Raw genomic sequence first — 19722 nt, 5'->3', positions numbered from 1 at the left:
GGATTGGTCCTCATAAACAATAAAAAAAGGCCCTCCAATTTAGGAGAGCCGTGAGCATCAAAAATTTGCTGCAATCGTCCTGAGACACGGTGGGTTTGACCTTATTCCGTCACCTGTGCAGTTCCATTTCCTGCGGCATTTTTCCTTCGGGTAGCGCGGGCGCGGGCAGGTATTTCGATCTCCTCTATGATCTGATCTGCTTTTTGGTTTACGTCGGCTACACCCTCAATACCGGCCATCTCCAGTCCGTTTAGTGTACTGGTGAGCGCTATGAGCTGCTGAAGTGTTTTTTCTTTGGCGATGCGGGTAGGCTCCAGGAGGCTCTTTTCCACCTCTTCGTCCATTCGGTCTCCCTGTATGTCTATAAATCCTTCCTGCGAGGTATTCAGTTCGTTTAACCACTCAGTGGCACCGCTATTTTCTACATGAGTGGCAGCCTTGTTCATTTCAGCCAGAAACAGGTTGAGCTCGGCCGTCTGTGCAGCGTATCCGAAGTAAACCAATTTGGCATCAAACTTCTGCACGTGCTTTTGCAGGCTTTGGGCGGCTTGTGATATCACTTCATTTTGTCTGAGGGCGGCCGCTTCCACATACATCCGGAATGCCCGAAAAGCCAGATCCCTTGCTTCATCGGCTTCCACCAGCAGTTCGGTCTGTGTGTTGTAGGTACCGTTTTTACGGGCTTTTTTAAGCTCGTTCAGGGCATTATCCAGACCCGTGGCCAGCGCAGCAATGGCCGGGTTGGAGGCGGTGAGCGGTTCAATGGTTTTCAGGATCTTTTCGGCGAGGGACTGTACCTCTCTGGAGGTAAAAAGGCTCTTGAGGATTTCTCTAATGGTCATAATAAATCGTTGGTTTAATAGTTAATATTAATTAATCAAGCATGAAAGATAATGGTGTTGGTTTATAGATGCAAGTGAATTATAAATTTATTGCAAAAGACCATAGGATCATGTGAAATAATCCGATTCTATCTAAGAATAATATAAAAATGCATCTACCCCCCAGGGGTTTGGAATATGGAGCATAAATACGCGCTTGTCACTGCCGGGTTTTCCGTTCGATACGGAAGTATGATTGCACTACTGCCGGGTTTTCTGTTCGATACGGAAGTATGATTGCACTACTGCCGGGTTTTTAGTTCGATATAGAAGTGTGATTGCATTACTGCCGGGTTTTCCGTTCGATATGGAAGTATGATTGAACTACTGCCGGGTTTTTCGTTCGATATGGAAGTATGATTGCACTACTGCCGGGTTTTTCGTTCGATATGGAAGCATGATTGCACTACTGCCGGGTTTTCCGTTCGATACGGAAGTATGATTGAACTGCTGCCAGGTTTTCCGTTCAATATGGAAGTATGATTGAACTGCTGCCGGGTTTTCGCGCCAGATGAGGTTATTGACCTTTTCCGGCGTTCATCTTTTCTCCCCACCTACGCTAAAGCTTCGGTGGACAAGCCCACTTATGCTAAAGCTTCGGCGGACAAGCCCACTTATGCTAAAGCTTCGGCGGACAAGCTCACTTACGCTAAAGCTTCAGTGGTCAAGCATTATTTATCGATTCTACCTCATTTAGGAAGTTGATCAGGTAGTAAAAGTTTGGGACCAGCTCCTCCTGGTTAGGCAGTTCCGGTGTTTCACTGGTGGTCATACAGTGGAAAAATAAGTCAAGCAGGCTGCGACGAAGCCTGCCGGGAGAAGTAAATTCAAAGAGCTCTTTGAGTTCGGAGAGAATGTGGTGGTCTGTTTCGGAGATGTTTGGTGGGTTAATCATGTTGTCTAAGATAATGGACTATATGCTTAACGACAAATGTGTCGTGTATTATTTGCCGTACTATTTGGAACTTCCCATTTATGGATCGTGAAAAACAGCAATCACTTCAAAAAGCTTTTGGCCAAAATGTAAAGGAGATGAGGCAGTCGAGGGGCCTTACACAAATGCAGCTTGCCGTAAAGGCTGAAACAGATGTCCGTCAGGTCCAGCGGATAGAAGCAGGAGAGATTGCTACTTCCATCTCCCAGGCATACCTGATTGCTCAGGCTTTAGGAGCAACTTTAGATGAGTTATTTGAGTAATACTCGTAGCATTTCTAATGAAAAATACCCCATTTAGGGTATTTTGTACCCTTTTCAACTACCACATTTTGGGTGTTTTTCAGGTAATGGTAGGATATTTCATGGTTTCGGTTGGAGCCTGCCTGTCGGCTGATTATATTTACTCCTATTGTCTTTTTGACATAAATAATGTAATGTAAATGTTGAATCAAAAAGCCCGGCCAATCGCAACTCCGGGCTTTTTGTTTTTTGGTGAAAAATACCCCATTTAGGGTATTTACTGGTGTTGGTGGATTTTGTAATTTGAGGGATTGCTTAAAAACTGCCTTTTTATGAAAAGAATGACATTAACCCTCTTGCTGTTTTCCGCCCTTGCATTTTATTCCTGCTCCGATGATGGTACCTGCTGCAAAACATGCTCTACCGGGAAAGCCTGTGGAGATTCCTGTATTTCTGAAAGTAAAGATTGTAATGAGGGGCCGGGGTGTGCTTGTGATGGGTAAAAAAGTATAAAAATGCTTAAACAAATAGATATTGACTCATATGGGATTTTTAAGAACTATGAATGGAAAAACCATTTTCAAGGAGATCAAGAAGATTTCAGAAAGATAAATATTATCTACGGTCGAAATTACTCTGGTAAGACCACACTTTCGCGGATTGTAAGAAGTATGGAGGAGGAAAAAGTCCATAAAGATTATCCCAATGGAAAGTTCTCATTTAAATCTGATTCCGATTCAATAAAGGAAACCGAGTTAAGTTCTCCCAAAAACAGTTATACCATAAGAGTTTACAATTCAGACTTTGTAAGAGAAAATCTTGCGTGGTTAAATAACGAAGATGGATCAATCAAGCCCTTTGCTATTCTTGGAAAGAAGAATGTGGAGATTGATAAGAGAATAAAGGAGATCGAAGAGAAGTTGGGTTCAGAGGAAGAGTCTGGCTTGCTTTTTTCCTTAATGAAAAAAGAGGAAAAATACCAAGCTACTAAAAATGACTTAAATGGTAAGGTAAAAACATTAGATAGTAGGCTTAAGTCTAAAGCCCAAGAACTTAAGTACGAAAGCAAGTTTTACAATGTGCCAACCTACAATATTTCTGCAATTAAAAAGGATATAGATAAGGCAGGTGACTTTCAGCTTCTAACTGAAACTGAGAAAGAAAGGATCAAGTCATTGCTTTTTGAAGAACCAAAACCAGAAATAGAAGAAATATCTACTGCAAGGCCACAACTACAAAAACACGTTGAAGCCGTTAAGCAATTTCTATCGAAAGAAGTCAATCCTACTAAACAGATTGCAGAATTAATGGATGACAGTTTTCTCCAAGAGTGGGTAAGAAAAGGAATTGATCTTCATAAAAGATCCAGAGAAAAATGTGGGTTTTGTGGAAGTAGGTTGGATAATGATTTATGGGATGAACTGGAAAGCCACTTTAACAAAGACTCTGAGGATCTAAGAAATGATATTTCTAATTATAAGGTCTCTATAGATAAAGCAATAGATTCTGTAAGAATGTTTCTAGGCCTTAATAGGGAAGATTTCTATCATGAGCTAAAGGATGATTTTGATCGAAATATGTCAAAATGGATTAATGAGAGTGGTGACTATATTAAAAGCTTGGAGAGTCTTAAAGAACTATTGACCGAGAGAGAAAATGATATTTTTCATATCAAGGATCTACCTAATATATATGATAATTCAGAGGAGTTGATTAGCGTGATGAAAGATTTTAATGTCCTGATAAGGAGTCATAATGCGAGAAGTGGAACACTTGAATCTGACCAATCCAAAGGGCGTAAAAAATTATTAATATCAGAGGTCAAGAATTTTTTGAATGATATTGACTATGCCTTATGCACAAGCGAAATAGAACAACTTGATGAAACGTTTAAGCAAGAAGAGGAAGAGTTGAAAATCCATCAAACAAATGTTAATGATTTGATTGAAGAAAAGAGGTCTTTAGAGGCCAAAGCGAAAGACGAGAGCCATGGAGCTGAGTTGGTTAATAATCATTTAACAAACTTCTTTGGACACGACCAGTTAAGACTGGTTGCGGAAGGTGAAATGCCAAATACAATTTTTAAGATTGAGAGGGAAGGGGAACCAGCTAGAAATTTAAGTGAGGGTGAGAGTAGCCTTATTTCATTTTGTTATTTCATTGCTCACATTGAGGATGAAATGAAAGATGATCAGATACGAAAGAAACTTGTGATTTATATTGATGATCCAATTTCAAGTTTGGATAGTAATCATGTTTTTTTCATGTATAGTCTCATTGATTCCGTAATTGTTAAACCTAAACTTTATCATCAACTCTTTATATCAACCCATAATCTGGATTTTTTGAAGTACTTGAAGAGATTAAGCATTGGGAATGCTAAAAAACCAAACTATTACCTTATTGAACGGCGCCAAAAGAGGGACGAAAAGAGAAGTTTTTTAGTTAAGATGCCGATCCATTTAAGGGAGTATATCACGGAGTTTAATTATTTGTTTGAGCAGATCTATCAATTTTACAATCAGACTGGAGAGAGTAAAATTGAATTCATTAATGATTACTACAATCAATTTTATAATCTGCCTAATAACATTCGTAAATTCTTAGAATGCTATCTCTTTTTTAAGTTTCCTAACAATAATGACCCTCTTAAAAATCTTGATAAAATTTTTGATGGGAATGTCCCAAGTATGATAATGAGAGTTGTGAATGAGTATTCTCATTTAACTTATATTGATAGGGGATGGAAACCTATTGATATTGATGAGGTAGAGGAATGTGTGAAAATTGTTATCGAAAAGATTAAAGATATTGATAGTGTACAATATGAAGCATTAGTGGAAAGTATTAATTGATGATGAAGTATAAAGAAATTGTAGGCTCAAACTTTATTTGAGTCAGCATCCGGAAAGTCAGCACTTCACCATGGGAGGGGAGGAAATGGTCTAAATTGGGTTGACATCTCTCGTTTCAGGTTTATTCATCAATATTAGCTTAATATAGATGTTTTTCAATCTCAAAAGATTAAATATGAGTAAATTTAACAAACAAGAATTGTGTTTAGGGAACTTCAAAATAACTGTTGTGCTTTGGATGTTCTTGATATTTTGTTCCTCATGCATTACACAAAAAGTACCTCCTGCGATCTCAAAAATTGAACATTTATATGTTATAGATTTCACACCATATTCTGAAAAAGGTTTCTTATTTACTCCTGAAAAATACAATGGTGACTATGAATCTGTTGGTTTATTTAGTTATTACTTTACAACTTCCGCTGAATGGAAAGAAACAGGCGTTGACTTATACGGCTATAAAGTATACGAATGGATCGAAGGGAATTATAGTCTTCAGGAGAGTTTGGGAATAGTTTACGGGAAAATAAAAGATTTGGGAGCTGATGCTGTTATGAATTTAGAAATTGAAACTATTGAGTCTTCAAATCCTAAAGTCAAAGATACGTACTTACCCAGTGGATATGTTATTTCCGGATTTGCAATAAAAAGATTATGACATCTGTGTCTAGCACAAGCGGACGCTGACGCGAATTGAGTCAAGATAGACTTTACTCAGTGTGTCTTAAGCCTTAATAATATGATTTCTTATATAGAAAAAATTCAATTTGGAGGATATAAGTCTATTTCTGACGTTGAAGTAGAATTACGAAAGGGGCTTAATATAATAATAGGGCCAAATGGATCAGGAAAAACTAATTTTTTAGAGTTTTTACTGAGATCACTTAATGGATATCCCAAAGATCTTGATCAATTTTTCCTAGATTTTGAGTTGGTTTTAGAAGAGAATAAAAATCTTTTCCATAAAGATGTCCATAGAATAAAGTCTTCAAGCAAAGTCGTTCCCTATGGAAAAAGTTTTAAAAGAGCATTATGCTTAGAATATTTCACTAATGACGCAAAGATTATTGATGAAGAATCAGAAATCGAACTCTCCGAAGATGTAAATGATTTTTTCGAACATCATTTAGCTCAAAAAAGCTTGCCACCTAGATTTCATAGACATTTTTTCGAATATAATGTTCCAGATGACTTAGTTTTTCTATCTAAGCCAGGCCAATATAGATTTATGTTTGAATGGGGAATGATCCATGGTTTGCCTGACAAAAGGTCTACTATTTTTGAGCGTTACATTTTAGATATTTATGCTTGGGAAATTTTAACAAAGTTGAAGTCTGAATTAGTGAATGGAAAACTCAGCCCCAATTCATCTCTTTCTCAAGAAATAACAAATGAATTTTTGAAGGGAGCTGAATCCAGTTTAAGTCGTAAACTATCAGATCTTTTGTCAGAATTTACACATATAAGCGATGTTAGGGTAGCCAATGCACTTTCTGTTAAATGGGTGAAAAAGGAAAGTTTAACAATAGGCGATATTTTACTTGAGTTTAAAATAGAAGATGAATGGTATAGATGGGATGCTTTGTCTGATGGGACAAAGCGTTTGTTATTAATGATAAGCAGTATACATTCATATGAGTCTGGGGTTATGTTGATTGAGGAGCCTGAACTTGGAATCCATCCTCACCAGCTAGATAAAATGATGCAATTTCTGAAAGAAGAGTCAGAAACTAAGCAAATTATTATAACTACTCATTCTCCCCAAGTGCTTGATATTTTAGAGGAAGAAGATATTGAGAGAATCATTATTTCTGAGTATTTAGATAATAGGACAAGTATAAAGAATATTAGTTCAGATCAGATCCTAAAAGCTTTGACGTTTACAAGGAATAGTTTTTTAAGTGACTTTTGGAGACATACTGATGAGCTTAAATTATGAGAAAGATTGGACTCATAGGCGAAGATCCTTATGATACGGAATCTATTCGCAATCTTTTAAATCAAAGATATTCGGGAAAAATCCAGTTTAAGCTACTTTTAAAAAGGATAAAGGGTACGCAATTGGATACAAAAAAATTTTTAGGCTTACTGGAATCTGCGGTCGAAATGGAAAACAGAATTGATGCAATAATATTTATTCGTGATTTAGATGGAATAATATCAGAGCATAAAAAGGTACAAGAGAGAAAAAAATGGTTTAATGATTGCAAGGAAAAGATAAGTGGAAGTAAATCTATTCTTCTACTAAATATTTATGAATTGGAGGCCTTAATCTTTGGTGACATAGATTATTTTAATAACAGATATAAATCTGATATAAATTTAAAGAAAACACCCCATTACATCGAAAACCCAAAAAATGTACTGATATCAAGAACTAAATACTCTAAGCACAGATATAAAGAATCACATAACCCTGATATTTTTTCTAACCTAGATTTTAACAGCGTTTTAGAAACTTGCTCTAAGTTTAGTGAGCTGATAAAAGTTTTAGACAAATATCCAAAAAGCTAACTAAAAGAGTCTTCTCCTCGCTGGTGCGACCATTATGCTCATACCTTTTGACTTTGGCTAATTTCCCCTTAATTGCCCTCTGTCCCGTAGGGATGGCTTAGTTTTACTCCTTTTTCTAGTTGTATCAGAATGAAATATGGTCTATTCTTTCTGAGGGGTGAAACGATACACTATTTAGGAGTCCTTATTATATTTTTGCCAAGCTTCTCTCAGAAGAATTGCGACCTTTGAAAGCTCATAATTGGGTTCAGAAGTCCCCATATCAAATGTGGCTTCTTCATAAACAGCTTCAGCGAGTCCAGTTGAAACTACATATTTTAATTCAATTGATTGCGGGTCGTTTTCAATAATATCTTTTAGATCATCTGAAAAAGATGCATGTATAGTATGGCATATTAATCTAAGGTCATATTGGCTAAAGTCACCACTTAAAAAAGCTTCGAAAGAAACAGCCAGGTATTCAATTTTCAGTCTTGAATCACTTTGTTCAATTGTAGTAAACAATGCATCACCGAATTTCGCTCTTCTCTTTTTATCCTTCTTAGATTCTTCTATCAGCCGTTGTAGTTGTACCTGATCAATCTCACCAACCTTTTCAATGAATATTCTCACCTTGTTAAGGTATGTAGCATCCCTAATGCTTCTAAATCCTTTGTAAAGGTTTATTGAAGTACCTAATATTGGGATTTGTTTTAATAATTCATTTTCTAACAGATTATCTAAGATAACTTCAGCATTATCTACTAATATATTTTCTACCTCTTCTTTCATTTTGTTCATTACTGACCTAATACGATCTATTCTGTTGCAACAAACTCTTCTAGTGCTTAAATATTCTTTTGGACGTTGCCCTAATTTAATTAAAATGCGATTAAAGCTCATTCAACTCCCCGCTGGTACGAGCAAAATGCTAAAGAAGTTTATTATAAAATTAATCTCAATTACTCACCAGTCGCTCGGCTGTGCCGAGTGACTAATATGACCGAGGCCTCTGGCTGTGTTTAGTTGTGAAATATTTACTTTTACAGCATGTCCGAATTGAGAAAAGCTAACCCAATCCGATAACCCTTAATCTCTTAATCGTCCTCGGTGTGCCAAGAAGTTAGGCACTTTAACATAGATAGTTATAGTTCTTTAATATGCTGTAATTGAGATGGTAGAGAAGCTTGGAAAAAAATCAAGTTTCAGTGGTCTACCGGAGGCGGCTTACAGGAGCAGCCTTCAAAACTACCCTGCGGTGCTGTCCTGGCAGGTTGTATCGCCGTAATCACCTTTAAAATCCTGCGTTTCGCTTGTGCCCTGTTGCCTAAGACTAAAAGAGCAGCCGTCTGACGGCTTCTGAACATCCTTCAATCCGGCCTAAGCCTACACGTTCCGGCTACAGGATCGAACCGGCGTAGGTAAATACCCGCCAGGCCGGAAACACTGGATTTCATCAATCGTTTTAAGGAATCCATCCGGAATTGACACTTAAAACAACGATAAGCCGATAAAAACAAGCATCTGCTAATGGCTTTTGGAAGTAAATAGTATATTTATTGGTTCATACGGACTTAACAAAAACTTTGCTTTCCATGAGGGGTAAAAAAATATTAGTAGCATTTATTGTTTGTTCCGCCTTGTTTATCGTGGCCTGTTCTGACAAAGATCCTGTCATTACCATTTATGGAAGCAGTCAGTGTCATCACTGTCTTGACCTGAAAAAGGCACTGGACAGTGCTCAGATGACCTATACATTTTATGATATTGATGTTAGCGAGCTACATGCCAGGGAAATGTTCAATAAACTGGAAAAAGCCAATAAGTTTAGTGTCAATGTGAGTCTTCCGGTAGTTGAACTCAATGAACAAATGCTGCTGGTTGGTGCAACCTTTCAATCTGTACAAAAAGCGCTTTGATGCATTGTTGAGCGTCAAAGCACTTGACCCTATTTTTGAAGTATTTGAAGTAATAAATCTAAATTCTTTAGTTTTCCAAGCTGTGGAAAGACGAAAATCACCCAAATAGACCTTGACCATACAGGGATCAGTGTAATGGAAAAGATAGACTACTTTATTCCAAATTCACCTGCGCAGATGTCTCAATTTTGCTTTCACTTTTCTTATCCCAAATTTTGATTTCGCAGGTCACCGGGCTTTTAATATCAGGATTCTTAATGATGAAACTTGGCGCTAACTGCGACTCGATTTCAGTCACTTCCATCCCGGATTCGCCGATAAGGTCTTCTTTATCCAGGATCACTTCCCCATCAGCATCCGTTACTTTAAGGCTGAGCCCGATGAAAGCTTTTCCAGCCTCATTCTTAAATCCTTTGAGACCTTCAAAAAGCACATATATGTTCTCATTAAATTTTGCATTGTTGTCAGTAATGGTCGTCTTTCGCTCCAGTGAAAACAAGTAAATTTCACTATAAGATACCCCATTGCTTTCGGTCTTGATTTGATCATTGGGGACAATATCAAAGTCCATTTCTGCCTTATACGTCCCCTTGCCTTTTTTATCCCAGATATTTACGTAAAGTGTATAATTTTCATTTGAATGCATGGGATCGGCCACTGTCACATTAGCTTGCACCAATAGGGGTGAAATGTCTATACCATCCTCATATTTGGCATACAGATCCTCATTGTTCATAACCGTATCCCCTTTCTGGCTGACCACCAGCAGTTGCAAACCAGGGAAAGCATTGCTATTAATTTTTTCAAATCCTTCCACATCCTCGAAATTCAGGTAGATCTTTTCCCCATAAGTGAATGAATTCCTGTTCAATTTTTGTTCACCGTCTGATAGATAGACGTTATCACAGGAAAGGCCGTCTCCCCGGGTGGTTAATCCTGTATTTAAATCTGTACTCACCGATTTTCTGAAGTCACACGAAAAAATGGTTAATGCGATCAGAAGGACTATTGATAGGTTATTTTTCATAGTTATTAAAAAATTTATGGATAGGATCGCTCTCGACGAAAAGTTTCGCACAAAAGCGTTAATAAGTTTTAAGTAGGTACGGATACGGGTTTTACTTTAAGTGTTTTTCAGAAAACCTTCAAAATTGCTCAAGTATAAAATCAATTTTCCGCGTATCCAATCATTCCGGGAAAATCGCTTTTATAAATGCTGATTATTCCGGTAAGGTAAAAGTTCGTGTTATCTAAAGGCGTTACAAACGCCAGTTTTGGAGTTACTCACCATACTGTATGCTTCGTTTGCACACATCTCGAACCAATAACCACCTATTTTTAAAGATATAGCCGTCTGACGACTATATCCGCTACGCAAGAGTCGTCTGACGGCTTTCCGGACAAACGAGGACTATTGGGGAGTGGGAGAGGGTTAGTAATGGGATTTAGGAAATCCCGGGCTAATAATGACCAAAAGAACCGCTTTTTATCCTTAATCATTATCTTGCCTTCATTGATGAATTGTCGATTTAATGAAGCCAATCCCTTTTATAGTATTGTTTTGCGTATTATTCTTTCCTTACCTCTCTCAAAGTCAATCTGTTTTAGACGTTACTTACGAGTGTTTGCCAGATTACGATAAGTATAATGGTGAGATAAATCCTCAGAAAATATCTAAGGATACCATAAGAATTTCCATGAAAAGTTATGGTCCATGTGATGTGGATTTTGATGTTTCTACTGAGGTTATTAGTGGTGTATACGGAGGTATAATATTGAGAGATAAGAATGCTCCTAAAACGGGTGAAACTAAAGTTGATTGTGCGTGCATGTATCAAATTGATTTTTTGATAGTGGGCATGGGACCGGTGAGTAAAGGATGGGCTATCAGTAATAAAACCATGTCCTCGGATGCCTGGGAAGAATGGTACTGGGAGCATAAGGAATAGCTATGCATTATAATAGCCGTCTGACGACTATATCCGCTACGCAAGAGTCGTCTGACGGCTTTCTCAAATCCAAACCAAATGATAAGTCAGAGAAGGAGCAAGTTATGGTGGGAGGTTTTTGATTATATCCGCAATTAGGTGTAGGGTTTTGAAATTGAATTATCATTGTAAGCAAATCTTCTCTGGTGTAATGGATCAGAAATTAAATAAGCGATACAGGTTTTATGAACTCTGTCTGATGGGACTCCTGCTTTTGCAGGTAGGGTGTAAAGATGATGAAGTTACAACATCAGGTTCTGAGTTAAGAGCGCTACTAAATACTCCAATTTACTCGTATCAGTTTCCTCCCGAGCAGGACAGACTATTTGTTGGGACTTACTTTGACCGTTCAGGAGGAGTTACATCAGAGGTTTACAAAGTCGAGCTGGATGATTTTAGTCTCACAAAATTGATGGATACTGAAGGTGGGATTTTTGATGGATTTGCTGTTTCGGATAATGAACGCTATGTCGTCGTTTCAACCTATCTCCAGTTTTCGACTGGTTTTGAGTATCGACTGGAGCTCCATGATCTGGTATCGGATACAAAAGAAACGCTTGTTACTAATTCTGAAAATAGCCTGTTTGCTTATGCGATCAGCCCGGATAACAAGTATGTGCTGTATGGGGAATACCTGAATGGAAGCAATAAGCTTATGCGTCATGAATTAGCAACGGGGGAAAACACCAAGTTATCCGGAGAAGAAAATGCTGTTTTTACTCAGATTCATCCAGTCAATAGTTGGCTCCTTTTATGGACTTATGAGGAGTTTTATTTTATCGATTGGCAAGGGAATCAGATGTCTGATCCGGTTGCCGGATTTACGCCGGGTGGGATAACTTCGGATGGAAACAGGATGCTTTGTAAGAAGAATGATGCGATCTATGTTTTAGATATTAACACTTCAGAAACAAGCCAGGTCCTCACATTAGATGCAGCCCTATCTCCTATATCCTTTTCCAATGATGGTCATTCTATTCTGTTTATCACCGATAAAGATCATCTGACTGAAGAAGGTGATCGTACATACAAGTATGAAATGTACCTGATGGATGCGTCCGGGGAGCATATGAGGAGACTTACTACCAATAAATATTCAGAGTTTCCCATTGGTTTTTTGAGTCAGGGGAACAAAATCCTTTTCACTACCAATAAGGACGATCAAAAAGGGTTATACACTCTTAGTTTTAACTAAGGTGAATTAACTTCCTTCGTTGGTGCGAGCATTATGTACGTACCTCTTGAGAATAGCGACCAGCCGGCTGGCAGGTTGTATCGCTGTAATCACCTTTAAAATTCTGGCCGGTAAAAGTTTGTGTTATCTGAAGGCGTTACAAACGCCAGTTTCGGAAAATCCTCGTTACAAACGAGGGCTATATACCATTTCACACTAATTTCATGTCATTGAAAAAATTTGAACCTGAAAATCATTTCACCAGTCGCTCGGCTGTGTGTGACCGACCAGGTGTGGCCGACCAGGTGTGACCGACCAGGTGCAGCCGGCCAGGTGCAGCCGGCCAGGCCGAGTGACTAATATGACCGAGGCCTCTGGCCGTGTTTAGTTGTGAAATCCTAACCCCACATTTCCCCATCCCTCCATAAACTAAAGTTCTAGCCGTCTGACGGCTATATCCGCTACGCAGGAGTCGTCTGACTTCTTTTCCGGACATCCCCATGGGACAAACGAGGACTATTGGAGCTTGTGATGGATGATATTTGACTTGTCTGACAAGGTCCGGGCTATAAGCTCGAACCAACGTAGGAAAAAATGGGCTAACGTAAGGAGAGCCTCACTTCAAATCTTATGAAGCAAGTATTCTTTCTGCCAGTATAAATACACTGATGATCAGTAGTCCACTCACTCCTGTTTTAAATACAATGTCAGAAGCAGCTCTCCGAAGAGCGTATGCAAAACTGGGCTTTACAAGTTGGGAGTTGGAATCGGTCGTCTTCATATCGCATAATTTAAGTTTAAAAGATTATGTAAAGCTATGTCACGGTTTGAATGGAAACATCGGTATAATTCGGATTGTAAAAAATACGGATTTTACCTAAGCCGGTAGTCTGTATGCCAGCCGGACCTGGAGCAAATAGCTAACACGGCTGCCCAAAAAACCCAAAACCTTCTCTAGTACGAGCCTGTAGCTCGTACCCTCGAAGCTTGTATCCTGCCGATCTCATCTTGCACAGATTTCTAATAAAAACTCAATTACTCCTTTTCTCTCGTTGGAGCAACTTTGGCGCACGACCCTCTATTATAAAGATCTAGCCATCTGACGGACGCACTGCCAGCTACTTCCCACTCCATACTTCCTACACCCCACCCCTCCATAAACTTTTTTCATCTCCTCCACTTTCTCCCACTGAATACTGAAAAACACCCGGATTTTTGAAATAATTGCTTCAGGTAATGAAAATGTAAGCCTTAATCCTCAGTAAGTTATCGCTGAAAGGGCCGATTCAAGCCTTAAAAGCTAGCTTTGAAGCATTTATAAGCATTTTTTATCTGAAGTGGATGAAAGTGGGGGAAAGTGGTTGTAAATGTCAATCTTTTTCCTACATTTGTATTGGTGGTTTATATTTTTCAATGTCCCGCATAAGGCGGGACGGCTCATTATGGCGTTTTTTACAAGCGAGTATGAGTGTAAGTTGGATACTAAGGGTAGGTTAGTCTTACCTGCAAAGATTAAGGCTAATCTGCCCGAGGTGTCTACGCACGAGCTCGTGATCCGAAAAGGATTCGAGCCTAATCTGATCCTGTATCCGATGTTAGAATACAAAAAGATACATGCCAAGATTGCTGCGCTTAGTGAATTCAACGCCGAGCAAAGAGCCTTAAAAAGAAACTTCTTCAGGAGTATTGCTCAGGTAGAGCTGGATAATGCGGGACGAATACTGATACCCAGGGCAATGCTCGCTCATGCCGGAATGGAAAAAGAGGCCATGCTCATCGGTATGGGCAACTATGTTGAAATGTGGAACCCTCAGACATTTGAGGAGCACCAGATAGATGACCCGGCCGAGTACTCGTCTCTTGCCCAGAAATACCTCGATGAGTAAACTGGACAAAGCGAGATGAGCGCCTATCATACACCGGTCCTTTTGCAGGCTTGCATCAAAGGCCTGAACATTGACCCGGACGGCATCTATGTGGATGTGACCTTCGGTGGCGGGGGACATTCCAAAGCCATTTTAAGCCAGTTAAAAGACGGAATGCTATACGCTTTTGATCAGGATGCTGATGCAAAAGCCAACGCTGATCCCGATAGCTATCGGGACGGGCAAAAACGTTCTTTCACGTTTGTTGAATCCAACTTCAGGCACCTGAAAAGGTATTTGAAGTTTTACGGTGTAAAGCAGGTAGACGGCATACTCGCCGATCTGGGCGTCTCCTCCCACCAGTTTGATGAGGGAAGCCGTGGCTTCTCCACCCGGTTTGAGGGAGCGCTGGATATGCGCATGGACCAAAATGCGGACTTTACTGCTCAGGATGTCATCAATGACTATGAGCAGGATAATCTGATCCACATTTTGAGTGCCTATGGCGAGATCAAAAATGCCCGGACGCTGGCTGCTGCGATCATACGCGCGCGCGGCGCAAAAAGGATCACCCGAAATGAGGAGCTGAAAGAAGCAGCGCTGCAGGTAGCCCCCAGGGGACGTGAGATGAAATACCTGGCGCAACTTTTCCAGGCCATCCGCATCGAGGTAAATGATGAGCTGGGCGCTTTACGCGAATTTCTGGAGCAGACTACCGAAGTGATCAGGCCAGGCGGCCGACTGGTAGTCATGAGCTACCACTCGCTGGAAGACCGGCCGGTCAAAAACTTCATGAACACCGGAAACTTCAAAGGGAAAATGGAAAAGGACTTTTATGGCAATGAAATACGCCCATTCAGGCCTTTGACCAGAAAACCCATCGTGCCAGACGAAGAAGAGATCCGGACAAACCCGAGAGCGCGAAGCGCGAAGCTGAGAATTGCGGAAAGAATTGAGAGTTGAGAATTGAGAATTGAGAATGAATGAGCGCGGGTTTCCCCTTCAGGGGCCAGGGGTACGCGGGAAAATGAAAACAAATAGGCAATAGGCAAACAGCAATATGCAAAATGACAATATGCAACTGGAAAAACGGAATTTGAAAAGAAGGAACTGAAAGGGCGGAAGCTTTCCCCTTTAGGGGCCAGGGGTAGAGAGGGAAATGAAGAAGATAAATAGGCAATACGCAAAAAAGGCAGAGAAGAAAGTTTTCCTGCCTACTGAAAGAAAAACTATTAGAAAGAAGTGATTAAAAAATTAAAAAAATAAAAATCCAAAGAAAGCCCCTCTCCTTTGGGGAGGGGTCTGGGGAGGGGACATGGCAACAAACACATACAAAATACCAGGCAAATCAAGCAGCAACAGAGCCCGTCTCGGTGGACAGGGCGGTATTTTCACGCTGTTGGAGAGGCTTTTGCGTATTGACGAGTCGCTGGCCGAGGTGATCCATGTGCGTTTTCTGCCGCAGATACTGTTTGTTTCCCTGCTATGCGTCATTTACATCGGCAGTCGTCATTATGCAGAGAAAAATGTCAAAGCAATCAACAGCCTGGAAAGTGAGGTAGAGGACCTGAGGGCTGACTTTACCACGCTCAAGGCCGATTACATGAAAGAAAGCAAACAATCCGAAGTGGCCAGAAAAGTAACTCCGCTCGGATTAAAAGAATCAAAGGAACCACCCTTTAAAATCATTGTGCCTAAGGAATGAGTATCAAAAAATCCATATTGCTCCGAGTAAGGATCGCTTTTATGCTGGTATTCTTGTTTTCTGCAGGAATACTTTTTCGCATTTTTAAGATCCAGTACCAGGAGGGCGAGAAGTGGAAAGGCTATGCCGAAACCCTCGGCCTCCAGGTGATGGAGGTAGAGGCCACCCGCGGCAACATCTATGCCGATGACGGGAGCCTGCTGGCTACCTCTTTACCATTTTACCAGCTGCATTTTGATCCGTACCTCGCCAGCGATGAGCTCTACAACTCCGGGATCGATTCCCTCTGTTATCTGCTGAGCAATTACTATGGAGATCTCACACAGATGCAGTACCGCAGGAAGATCGACAGGGCCCGGCGGGAGCGGCGCAGGTACATGACGCTCAACCGGCAGGAGGTCGGCTACCAGGACAAAAAGCGGATGGAGCGCTGGCCCATATTTCGGGAGGGGCGACTTACCGGTGGAGTGATCTTCAAAAAGGTGGAACAGCGGTTTCTGCCTTTTTCGCATTTGGGTGGACGGACCATCGGCACGGTCAACTCTGACAATCGCGGAGTAGTAGGCCTGGAGTACAGCTTCAACCGCCAGCTGGCCGGACAGGATGGAAAAGCATTATTTCAACGGATGGCCGGCGGAGGCTGGAAGCCGGTATACGATGGCTCGGAGATCCGGCCAAGACAAGGATACGACATCCAGACAACCATCAACGTAAACCTGCAGGACGTTACGGAATCGGCTCTTTTAAAGCATTTGGTTAAGCACCAGGCCGACTATGGCGTGGCGGTTTTGATGGAAGTGGAGACCGGCGAGATCAAAGCCATCTCCAACCTGAGCAGAAACAGCAAAGGCGATTATTACGAGCGGTATAACTATGCAGTAGGCAGCCAGGGAGCGCGTGAGCCGGGCTCTACTTTCAAGCTGGCCAGCATGATCGCTTTGCTCGAGGATTCGGACATTAAGCTGACCGATACGGTAGATACCGGGGATGGAGTCACGAAGTTTTTTGACGAGACCATGCGCGACCATAAGCCCGGAGGTTTTGGGGTGCTTACCGTTCAGGAAGTATTTGAGAAATCTTCCAACATCGGCACGGCTAAGCTGATCACCGATCATTTTGGCAGCAATCCGTCGCGATATACGGATTACCTGAAAAGCATGGGACTGGATAAGCCGCTTGGTTTTCAGATGGTGGGTGAGGGATTGCCTTACATCAAAGACCCCTCTGATTCTACCTGGAGCGGGGTTTCATTGCCCTGGATATCGCATGGTTATGAGCTGAAAATGACGCCCCTTCAGACCCTTACGCTTTACAATGCAGTGGCCAATGGCGGGAAGATGATCCAGCCACTGATCGTGAAAGAAGTAAAGAAGGCGAACCGGACCATCGACGAGTATGAGCCCAAAGTGCTGAAATCAAAGATCTGCTCGAAAGAGACTTTACGTGAGATCAGGCTGATGCTGGAAGGTGTCGTGGAGCGAGGCACGGCAAGCAACATCAAAAACGACCGGTTCAGCATTGCCGGAAAGACCGGCACGGCTAAAAAAGTAAAAAACGGGCGGTATACCAATGCGTATTACACCTCGTTTGCAGGGTATTTCCCGGCAGATGATCCGAAATACAGCTGCATCGTGGTGATCGACGATCCCAAGGGATACCAGATCTATGGTAGCGATGTGGCAGCGCCGGTTTTTAAAGAGATCGCTGATAAGATCTATTCCCTGGAGATCAATATGCACCAGGAGCTGCCTGACAAGCGCATTGAGTTTGCAGGTATTTTTCCGGTCATCAGGTCCGGCAACCGGGAGGAGCTGACGATGATCTCCAATGAGCTGGGGATCTCCAATCATTCGGAGACTGAAGCCACCTGGGTGACTACCGATGTGGTAAACAACTCGGTGTTTTGGGAAGGCAATCAGCCGCGTCCGGATCATGTGCCCGATGTGCGGGGCATGACCTTGCGGGACGCCATTTATGTGTTGGAAAACCTGGGCATGACGGTGGATGCCAATGGTGTGGGACGTGTGGAAACTCAGTCCATTGCACCGGGAACAAAATTTTCAAAAGGCAGAGAAATAAAACTGCAGTTGAGTTAATGAAGCTACTAAAAGACATATTGTTTGGTATTTCCCTCAAAGCGATCCATGGCGATCGTGATAAGGAGATCTCTGCCCTTGCTTTTGACTCCAGGAAGGTGAAGAAAGGGACGCTTTTCGTAGCGATCAAAGGGCTGACCGTAGACGGGCATGCCTATATCGAAGAATCCATATCCAAAGGAGCTGCGGCAGTGATCTGTCAGGACCTGCCGGAGAAGCAGCTTCAGGAGGTCACATATATACAGGTGGGTAATTCGGCTGCTGCGATGGGTATCGTGGCAGCCAATTTTTATGATCAGCCAACGAAAATGCTGGCACTGGTGGGTGTGACGGGCACAAATGGGAAGACCACAACCGCCACATTGCTGCATCAGCTTTTCAGTACGCTGGGGTACAAGGTTGGGTTGCTATCCACCGTTGAAAATAAGATTGGGGAAAAGGTGCTGCCGTCCAGCTTTACTACGCCGGACAGCTTACAGATCAATGAGCTGTTGGTGCAGATGGTGAAAGCGGGGTGTACACACTGCTTTATGGAGGTGAGCTCCCATGCGCTGGTGCAGGAGCGTACTTCAGGGCTGCAGTTTGCCGGGGGTGTTTTCACAAACATCAGCCACGACCACCTGGACTATCACAGCACCTTTGATGAATACATCAGGGCCAAGAAGATACTGTTTGACCGGCTGCCAAAGGAGGCCTTTGCGCTGGTAAACGCCGATGATAAGCGTGGAGCTGTGATGCTGCAAAATACCAAAGCCGATAAAAACACGTATTCGTTACGCTCCATGGCCGATTTTAAAGGAAAGATCCTGCACAATACCCTGCAGGGGTTGGAGATGGATGTGGATGGTATTGCGGCCTGGTTTAAGCTGATCGGCGATTTCAATGCATACAACCTGCTGGCCGTTTACGCTGCAGCAGTGTTGCTGGAAGAAGATAAGGAAGAGGTGCTGATGGTGCTTTCGCAGATGGAGGGCGCCCGGGGCAGGTTTGAGCAGGTGCTAAACCCAAATCAGGTGTTGGCGATCGTGGATTATGCACATACTCCTGACGCACTGGAGAATGTACTGAAAACGATCGATAACCTGAGAACCAGGCAGGAAACCGTGATCACGGTGATTGGCTGTGGTGGAAACCGCGATAAGGCTAAGCGGCCTTTGATGGCTCGTATAGCTTCGGATTTTAGCAACAAGGTCATTTTGACCTCAGATAATCCACGGGATGAAGATCCGCAGCAGATCCTTACGGACATGATGGCGGGTATCCCAAAGGTGGATCAAAAAAAAACGATGATCATTCAGGACCGGAAGGAGGCGATCCGGACGGCCTGCAATCTGGCCCGGCCGATGGATATTATCCTGGTGGCGGGAAAAGGTCACGAGACCTATCAGGAGATAAAAGGAGTGAGAAATCACTTTGACGATAAAGAAATATTGAATGAAATGCTGAATGGGTAATTGGGAATTGAGAATTGAGAATTAAGAATAGAGAATGCGCGCTGGTTTCCCCTTTAGGGGCCAGGGGTAGCGAAGGGAAATGAAGATAAATAGGCAAAAATGAAAATAGGCAATAG

General features: G+C 41.8%; 18 protein-coding genes. 13 read left to right on the top strand and 5 right to left on the bottom strand.

Annotated features, from left to right (window positions below; all coding sequences use genetic code 11):
• Positions 1 to 101: 101 nt before the first annotated feature.
• Both AC3E9V_RS18580 and AC3E9V_RS18575 read right to left on the bottom strand, forming a co-directional pair.
• A complete protein-coding gene (locus tag AC3E9V_RS18580) occupies positions 102 to 842 on the bottom strand; it encodes a DUF6261 family protein (protein WP_488749653.1) in 741 nt (246 codons plus the stop codon).
• Positions 843 to 1545: 703 nt separating this feature from the next.
• Entirely contained in the window at positions 1546 to 1776 is a 231-nt protein-coding gene (locus tag AC3E9V_RS18575; protein WP_488749652.1) for a hypothetical protein, read from the bottom strand.
• Positions 1777 to 1856: 80 nt separating this feature from the next.
• Here AC3E9V_RS18575 and AC3E9V_RS18570 point away from each other — a divergent pair, with 80 nt between their 5' ends.
• The 5 genes from AC3E9V_RS18570 to AC3E9V_RS18550 all read left to right on the top strand — a co-directional run bounded on the left by AC3E9V_RS18570 (position 1857) and on the right by AC3E9V_RS18550 (position 7426).
• Positions 1857 to 2078, top strand: a complete 222-nt coding sequence (locus AC3E9V_RS18570) for a helix-turn-helix transcriptional regulator (RefSeq protein ID WP_488749651.1) — start codon at positions 1857 to 1859, stop codon at positions 2076 to 2078.
• A 494-nt stretch (positions 2079 to 2572) separates the two neighbouring features.
• The gene (locus AC3E9V_RS18565; RefSeq protein ID WP_488749650.1) at positions 2573 to 4912 is read left to right on the top strand and encodes an AAA family ATPase; all 2340 of its coding nucleotides are present in this window, start codon (positions 2573 to 2575) and stop codon (positions 4910 to 4912) included.
• Positions 4913 to 5087: 175 nt separating this feature from the next.
• Positions 5088 to 5570 (top strand): hypothetical protein, encoded by a 483-nt coding sequence (locus tag AC3E9V_RS18560; RefSeq protein ID WP_488749649.1) that lies wholly within the window; start codon positions 5088 to 5090, stop codon positions 5568 to 5570.
• A gap of 81 nt (positions 5571 to 5651) precedes the next feature.
• Positions 5652 to 6851: an AAA family ATPase gene (locus AC3E9V_RS18555; protein WP_488749648.1), complete on the top strand. Its 1200-nt coding sequence runs from the start codon at positions 5652 to 5654 to the stop codon at positions 6849 to 6851.
• Complete coding sequence (locus AC3E9V_RS18550; RefSeq protein ID WP_488749647.1) at positions 6848 to 7426, top strand: DUF4276 family protein; 579 nt, start codon at positions 6848 to 6850, stop codon at positions 7424 to 7426. The genes AC3E9V_RS18555 and AC3E9V_RS18550 overlap by 4 nt, the downstream gene beginning before the upstream one ends.
• A gap of 174 nt (positions 7427 to 7600) precedes the next feature.
• Here the strand turns inward: AC3E9V_RS18550 and AC3E9V_RS18545 are convergent, their stop codons facing one another.
• Complete coding sequence (locus tag AC3E9V_RS18545) at positions 7601 to 8197, bottom strand: hypothetical protein (RefSeq protein WP_488749646.1); 597 nt, start codon at positions 8195 to 8197, stop codon at positions 7601 to 7603.
• 803 nt (positions 8198 to 9000) lie between these two features.
• Here AC3E9V_RS18545 and AC3E9V_RS18540 point away from each other — a divergent pair.
• The gene (locus tag AC3E9V_RS18540) at positions 9001 to 9324 is read left to right on the top strand and encodes a glutaredoxin family protein (RefSeq protein ID WP_488749645.1); all 324 of its coding nucleotides are present in this window, start codon (positions 9001 to 9003) and stop codon (positions 9322 to 9324) included.
• A 154-nt stretch (positions 9325 to 9478) separates the two neighbouring features.
• Here AC3E9V_RS18540 and AC3E9V_RS18535 read toward each other — a convergent pair whose 3' ends face one another.
• Complete coding sequence (locus tag AC3E9V_RS18535; protein WP_488749644.1) at positions 9479 to 10351, bottom strand: hypothetical protein; 873 nt, start codon at positions 10349 to 10351, stop codon at positions 9479 to 9481.
• A gap of 505 nt (positions 10352 to 10856) precedes the next feature.
• Between AC3E9V_RS18535 and AC3E9V_RS18530 the strand changes: the two genes are divergently transcribed.
• Positions 10857 to 11273 carry a hypothetical protein gene (locus tag AC3E9V_RS18530; RefSeq protein WP_488749643.1) on the top strand — a complete coding sequence of 139 codons (417 nt, stop codon included), beginning with the start codon at positions 10857 to 10859 and terminating at the stop codon, positions 11271 to 11273.
• A 190-nt stretch (positions 11274 to 11463) separates the two neighbouring features.
• Positions 11464 to 12507, top strand: a complete 1044-nt coding sequence (locus AC3E9V_RS18525; RefSeq protein ID WP_488749642.1) for a TolB family protein — start codon at positions 11464 to 11466, stop codon at positions 12505 to 12507.
• Positions 12508 to 13114: 607 nt separating this feature from the next.
• Here AC3E9V_RS18525 and AC3E9V_RS18520 read toward each other — a convergent pair.
• Positions 13115 to 13267 carry a hypothetical protein gene (locus AC3E9V_RS18520; protein ID WP_488749641.1) on the bottom strand — a complete coding sequence of 51 codons (153 nt, stop codon included), beginning with the start codon at positions 13265 to 13267 and terminating at the stop codon, positions 13115 to 13117.
• Positions 13268 to 13928: 661 nt separating this feature from the next.
• On the opposite strand from AC3E9V_RS18520, the gene mraZ reads away from it, so the two are divergent.
• The 5 genes from mraZ (at position 13929) to AC3E9V_RS18495 (ending at position 19606) form a co-directional block, all read left to right on the top strand.
• The gene (gene mraZ / locus AC3E9V_RS18515) at positions 13929 to 14372 is read left to right on the top strand and encodes a division/cell wall cluster transcriptional repressor MraZ (RefSeq protein ID WP_488749640.1); all 444 of its coding nucleotides are present in this window, start codon (positions 13929 to 13931) and stop codon (positions 14370 to 14372) included.
• 15 nt (positions 14373 to 14387) lie between these two features.
• The gene (gene rsmH / locus AC3E9V_RS18510) at positions 14388 to 15314 is read left to right on the top strand and encodes a 16S rRNA (cytosine(1402)-N(4))-methyltransferase RsmH (RefSeq protein ID WP_488749639.1); all 927 of its coding nucleotides are present in this window, start codon (positions 14388 to 14390) and stop codon (positions 15312 to 15314) included.
• 352 nt (positions 15315 to 15666) lie between these two features.
• A complete protein-coding gene (locus tag AC3E9V_RS18505) occupies positions 15667 to 16056 on the top strand; it encodes an FtsL-like putative cell division protein (RefSeq protein WP_488749638.1) in 390 nt (129 codons plus the stop codon).
• The gene (locus tag AC3E9V_RS18500; protein WP_488749637.1) at positions 16053 to 18152 is read left to right on the top strand and encodes a penicillin-binding protein; all 2100 of its coding nucleotides are present in this window, start codon (positions 16053 to 16055) and stop codon (positions 18150 to 18152) included. Before AC3E9V_RS18505 ends, AC3E9V_RS18500 begins: the two co-directional genes overlap by 4 nt.
• Entirely contained in the window at positions 18152 to 19606 is a 1455-nt protein-coding gene (locus AC3E9V_RS18495) for a UDP-N-acetylmuramoyl-L-alanyl-D-glutamate--2,6-diaminopimelate ligase (protein WP_488749636.1), read from the top strand. Before AC3E9V_RS18500 ends, AC3E9V_RS18495 begins: the two co-directional genes overlap by 1 nt.
• Positions 19607 to 19722 lie beyond the last annotated feature (116 nt).

It is taken from the genome of Marinoscillum sp. HNIBRBA16962, assembly GCF_057801515.1.
Note: the sequence above shows the minus strand (reverse complement) of the source record. Positions and strands in the feature narration are given on the sequence as shown.

Excerpts from the sequence above, each read along its gene's own strand:
- AC3E9V_RS18580 (WP_488749653.1), bottom strand. The coding sequence starts at position 842 with ATGACCATTAGAGAAATCCTCAAGAGCCTTTTTACCTCCAGAGAGGTA.
- AC3E9V_RS18575 (WP_488749652.1), bottom strand. The coding sequence starts at position 1,776 with ATGATTAACCCACCAAACATCTCCGAAACAGACCACCACATTCTCTCC.
- AC3E9V_RS18570 (WP_488749651.1), top strand. The coding sequence starts at position 1,857 with ATGGATCGTGAAAAACAGCAATCACTTCAAAAAGCTTTTGGCCAAAAT.
- AC3E9V_RS18565 (WP_488749650.1), top strand. The coding sequence starts at position 2,573 with ATGCTTAAACAAATAGATATTGACTCATATGGGATTTTTAAGAACTAT.
- AC3E9V_RS18560 (WP_488749649.1), top strand. The coding sequence starts at position 5,088 with ATGAGTAAATTTAACAAACAAGAATTGTGTTTAGGGAACTTCAAAATA.
- AC3E9V_RS18555 (WP_488749648.1), top strand. The coding sequence starts at position 5,652 with ATGATTTCTTATATAGAAAAAATTCAATTTGGAGGATATAAGTCTATT.
- AC3E9V_RS18550 (WP_488749647.1), top strand. The coding sequence starts at position 6,848 with ATGAGAAAGATTGGACTCATAGGCGAAGATCCTTATGATACGGAATCT.
- AC3E9V_RS18545 (WP_488749646.1), bottom strand. The coding sequence starts at position 8,197 with ATGAAAGAAGAGGTAGAAAATATATTAGTAGATAATGCTGAAGTTATC.
- AC3E9V_RS18540 (WP_488749645.1), top strand. The coding sequence starts at position 9,001 with ATGAGGGGTAAAAAAATATTAGTAGCATTTATTGTTTGTTCCGCCTTG.
- AC3E9V_RS18535 (WP_488749644.1), bottom strand. The coding sequence starts at position 10,351 with ATGAAAAATAACCTATCAATAGTCCTTCTGATCGCATTAACCATTTTT.
- AC3E9V_RS18530 (WP_488749643.1), top strand. The coding sequence starts at position 10,857 with ATGAAGCCAATCCCTTTTATAGTATTGTTTTGCGTATTATTCTTTCCT.
- AC3E9V_RS18525 (WP_488749642.1), top strand. The coding sequence starts at position 11,464 with ATGGATCAGAAATTAAATAAGCGATACAGGTTTTATGAACTCTGTCTG.
- AC3E9V_RS18520 (WP_488749641.1), bottom strand. The coding sequence starts at position 13,267 with ATGAAGACGACCGATTCCAACTCCCAACTTGTAAAGCCCAGTTTTGCA.
- mraZ (WP_488749640.1), top strand. The coding sequence starts at position 13,929 with ATGGCGTTTTTTACAAGCGAGTATGAGTGTAAGTTGGATACTAAGGGT.
- rsmH (WP_488749639.1), top strand. The coding sequence starts at position 14,388 with ATGAGCGCCTATCATACACCGGTCCTTTTGCAGGCTTGCATCAAAGGC.
- AC3E9V_RS18505 (WP_488749638.1), top strand. The coding sequence starts at position 15,667 with ATGGCAACAAACACATACAAAATACCAGGCAAATCAAGCAGCAACAGA.
- AC3E9V_RS18500 (WP_488749637.1), top strand. The coding sequence starts at position 16,053 with ATGAGTATCAAAAAATCCATATTGCTCCGAGTAAGGATCGCTTTTATG.
- AC3E9V_RS18495 (WP_488749636.1), top strand. The coding sequence starts at position 18,152 with ATGAAGCTACTAAAAGACATATTGTTTGGTATTTCCCTCAAAGCGATC.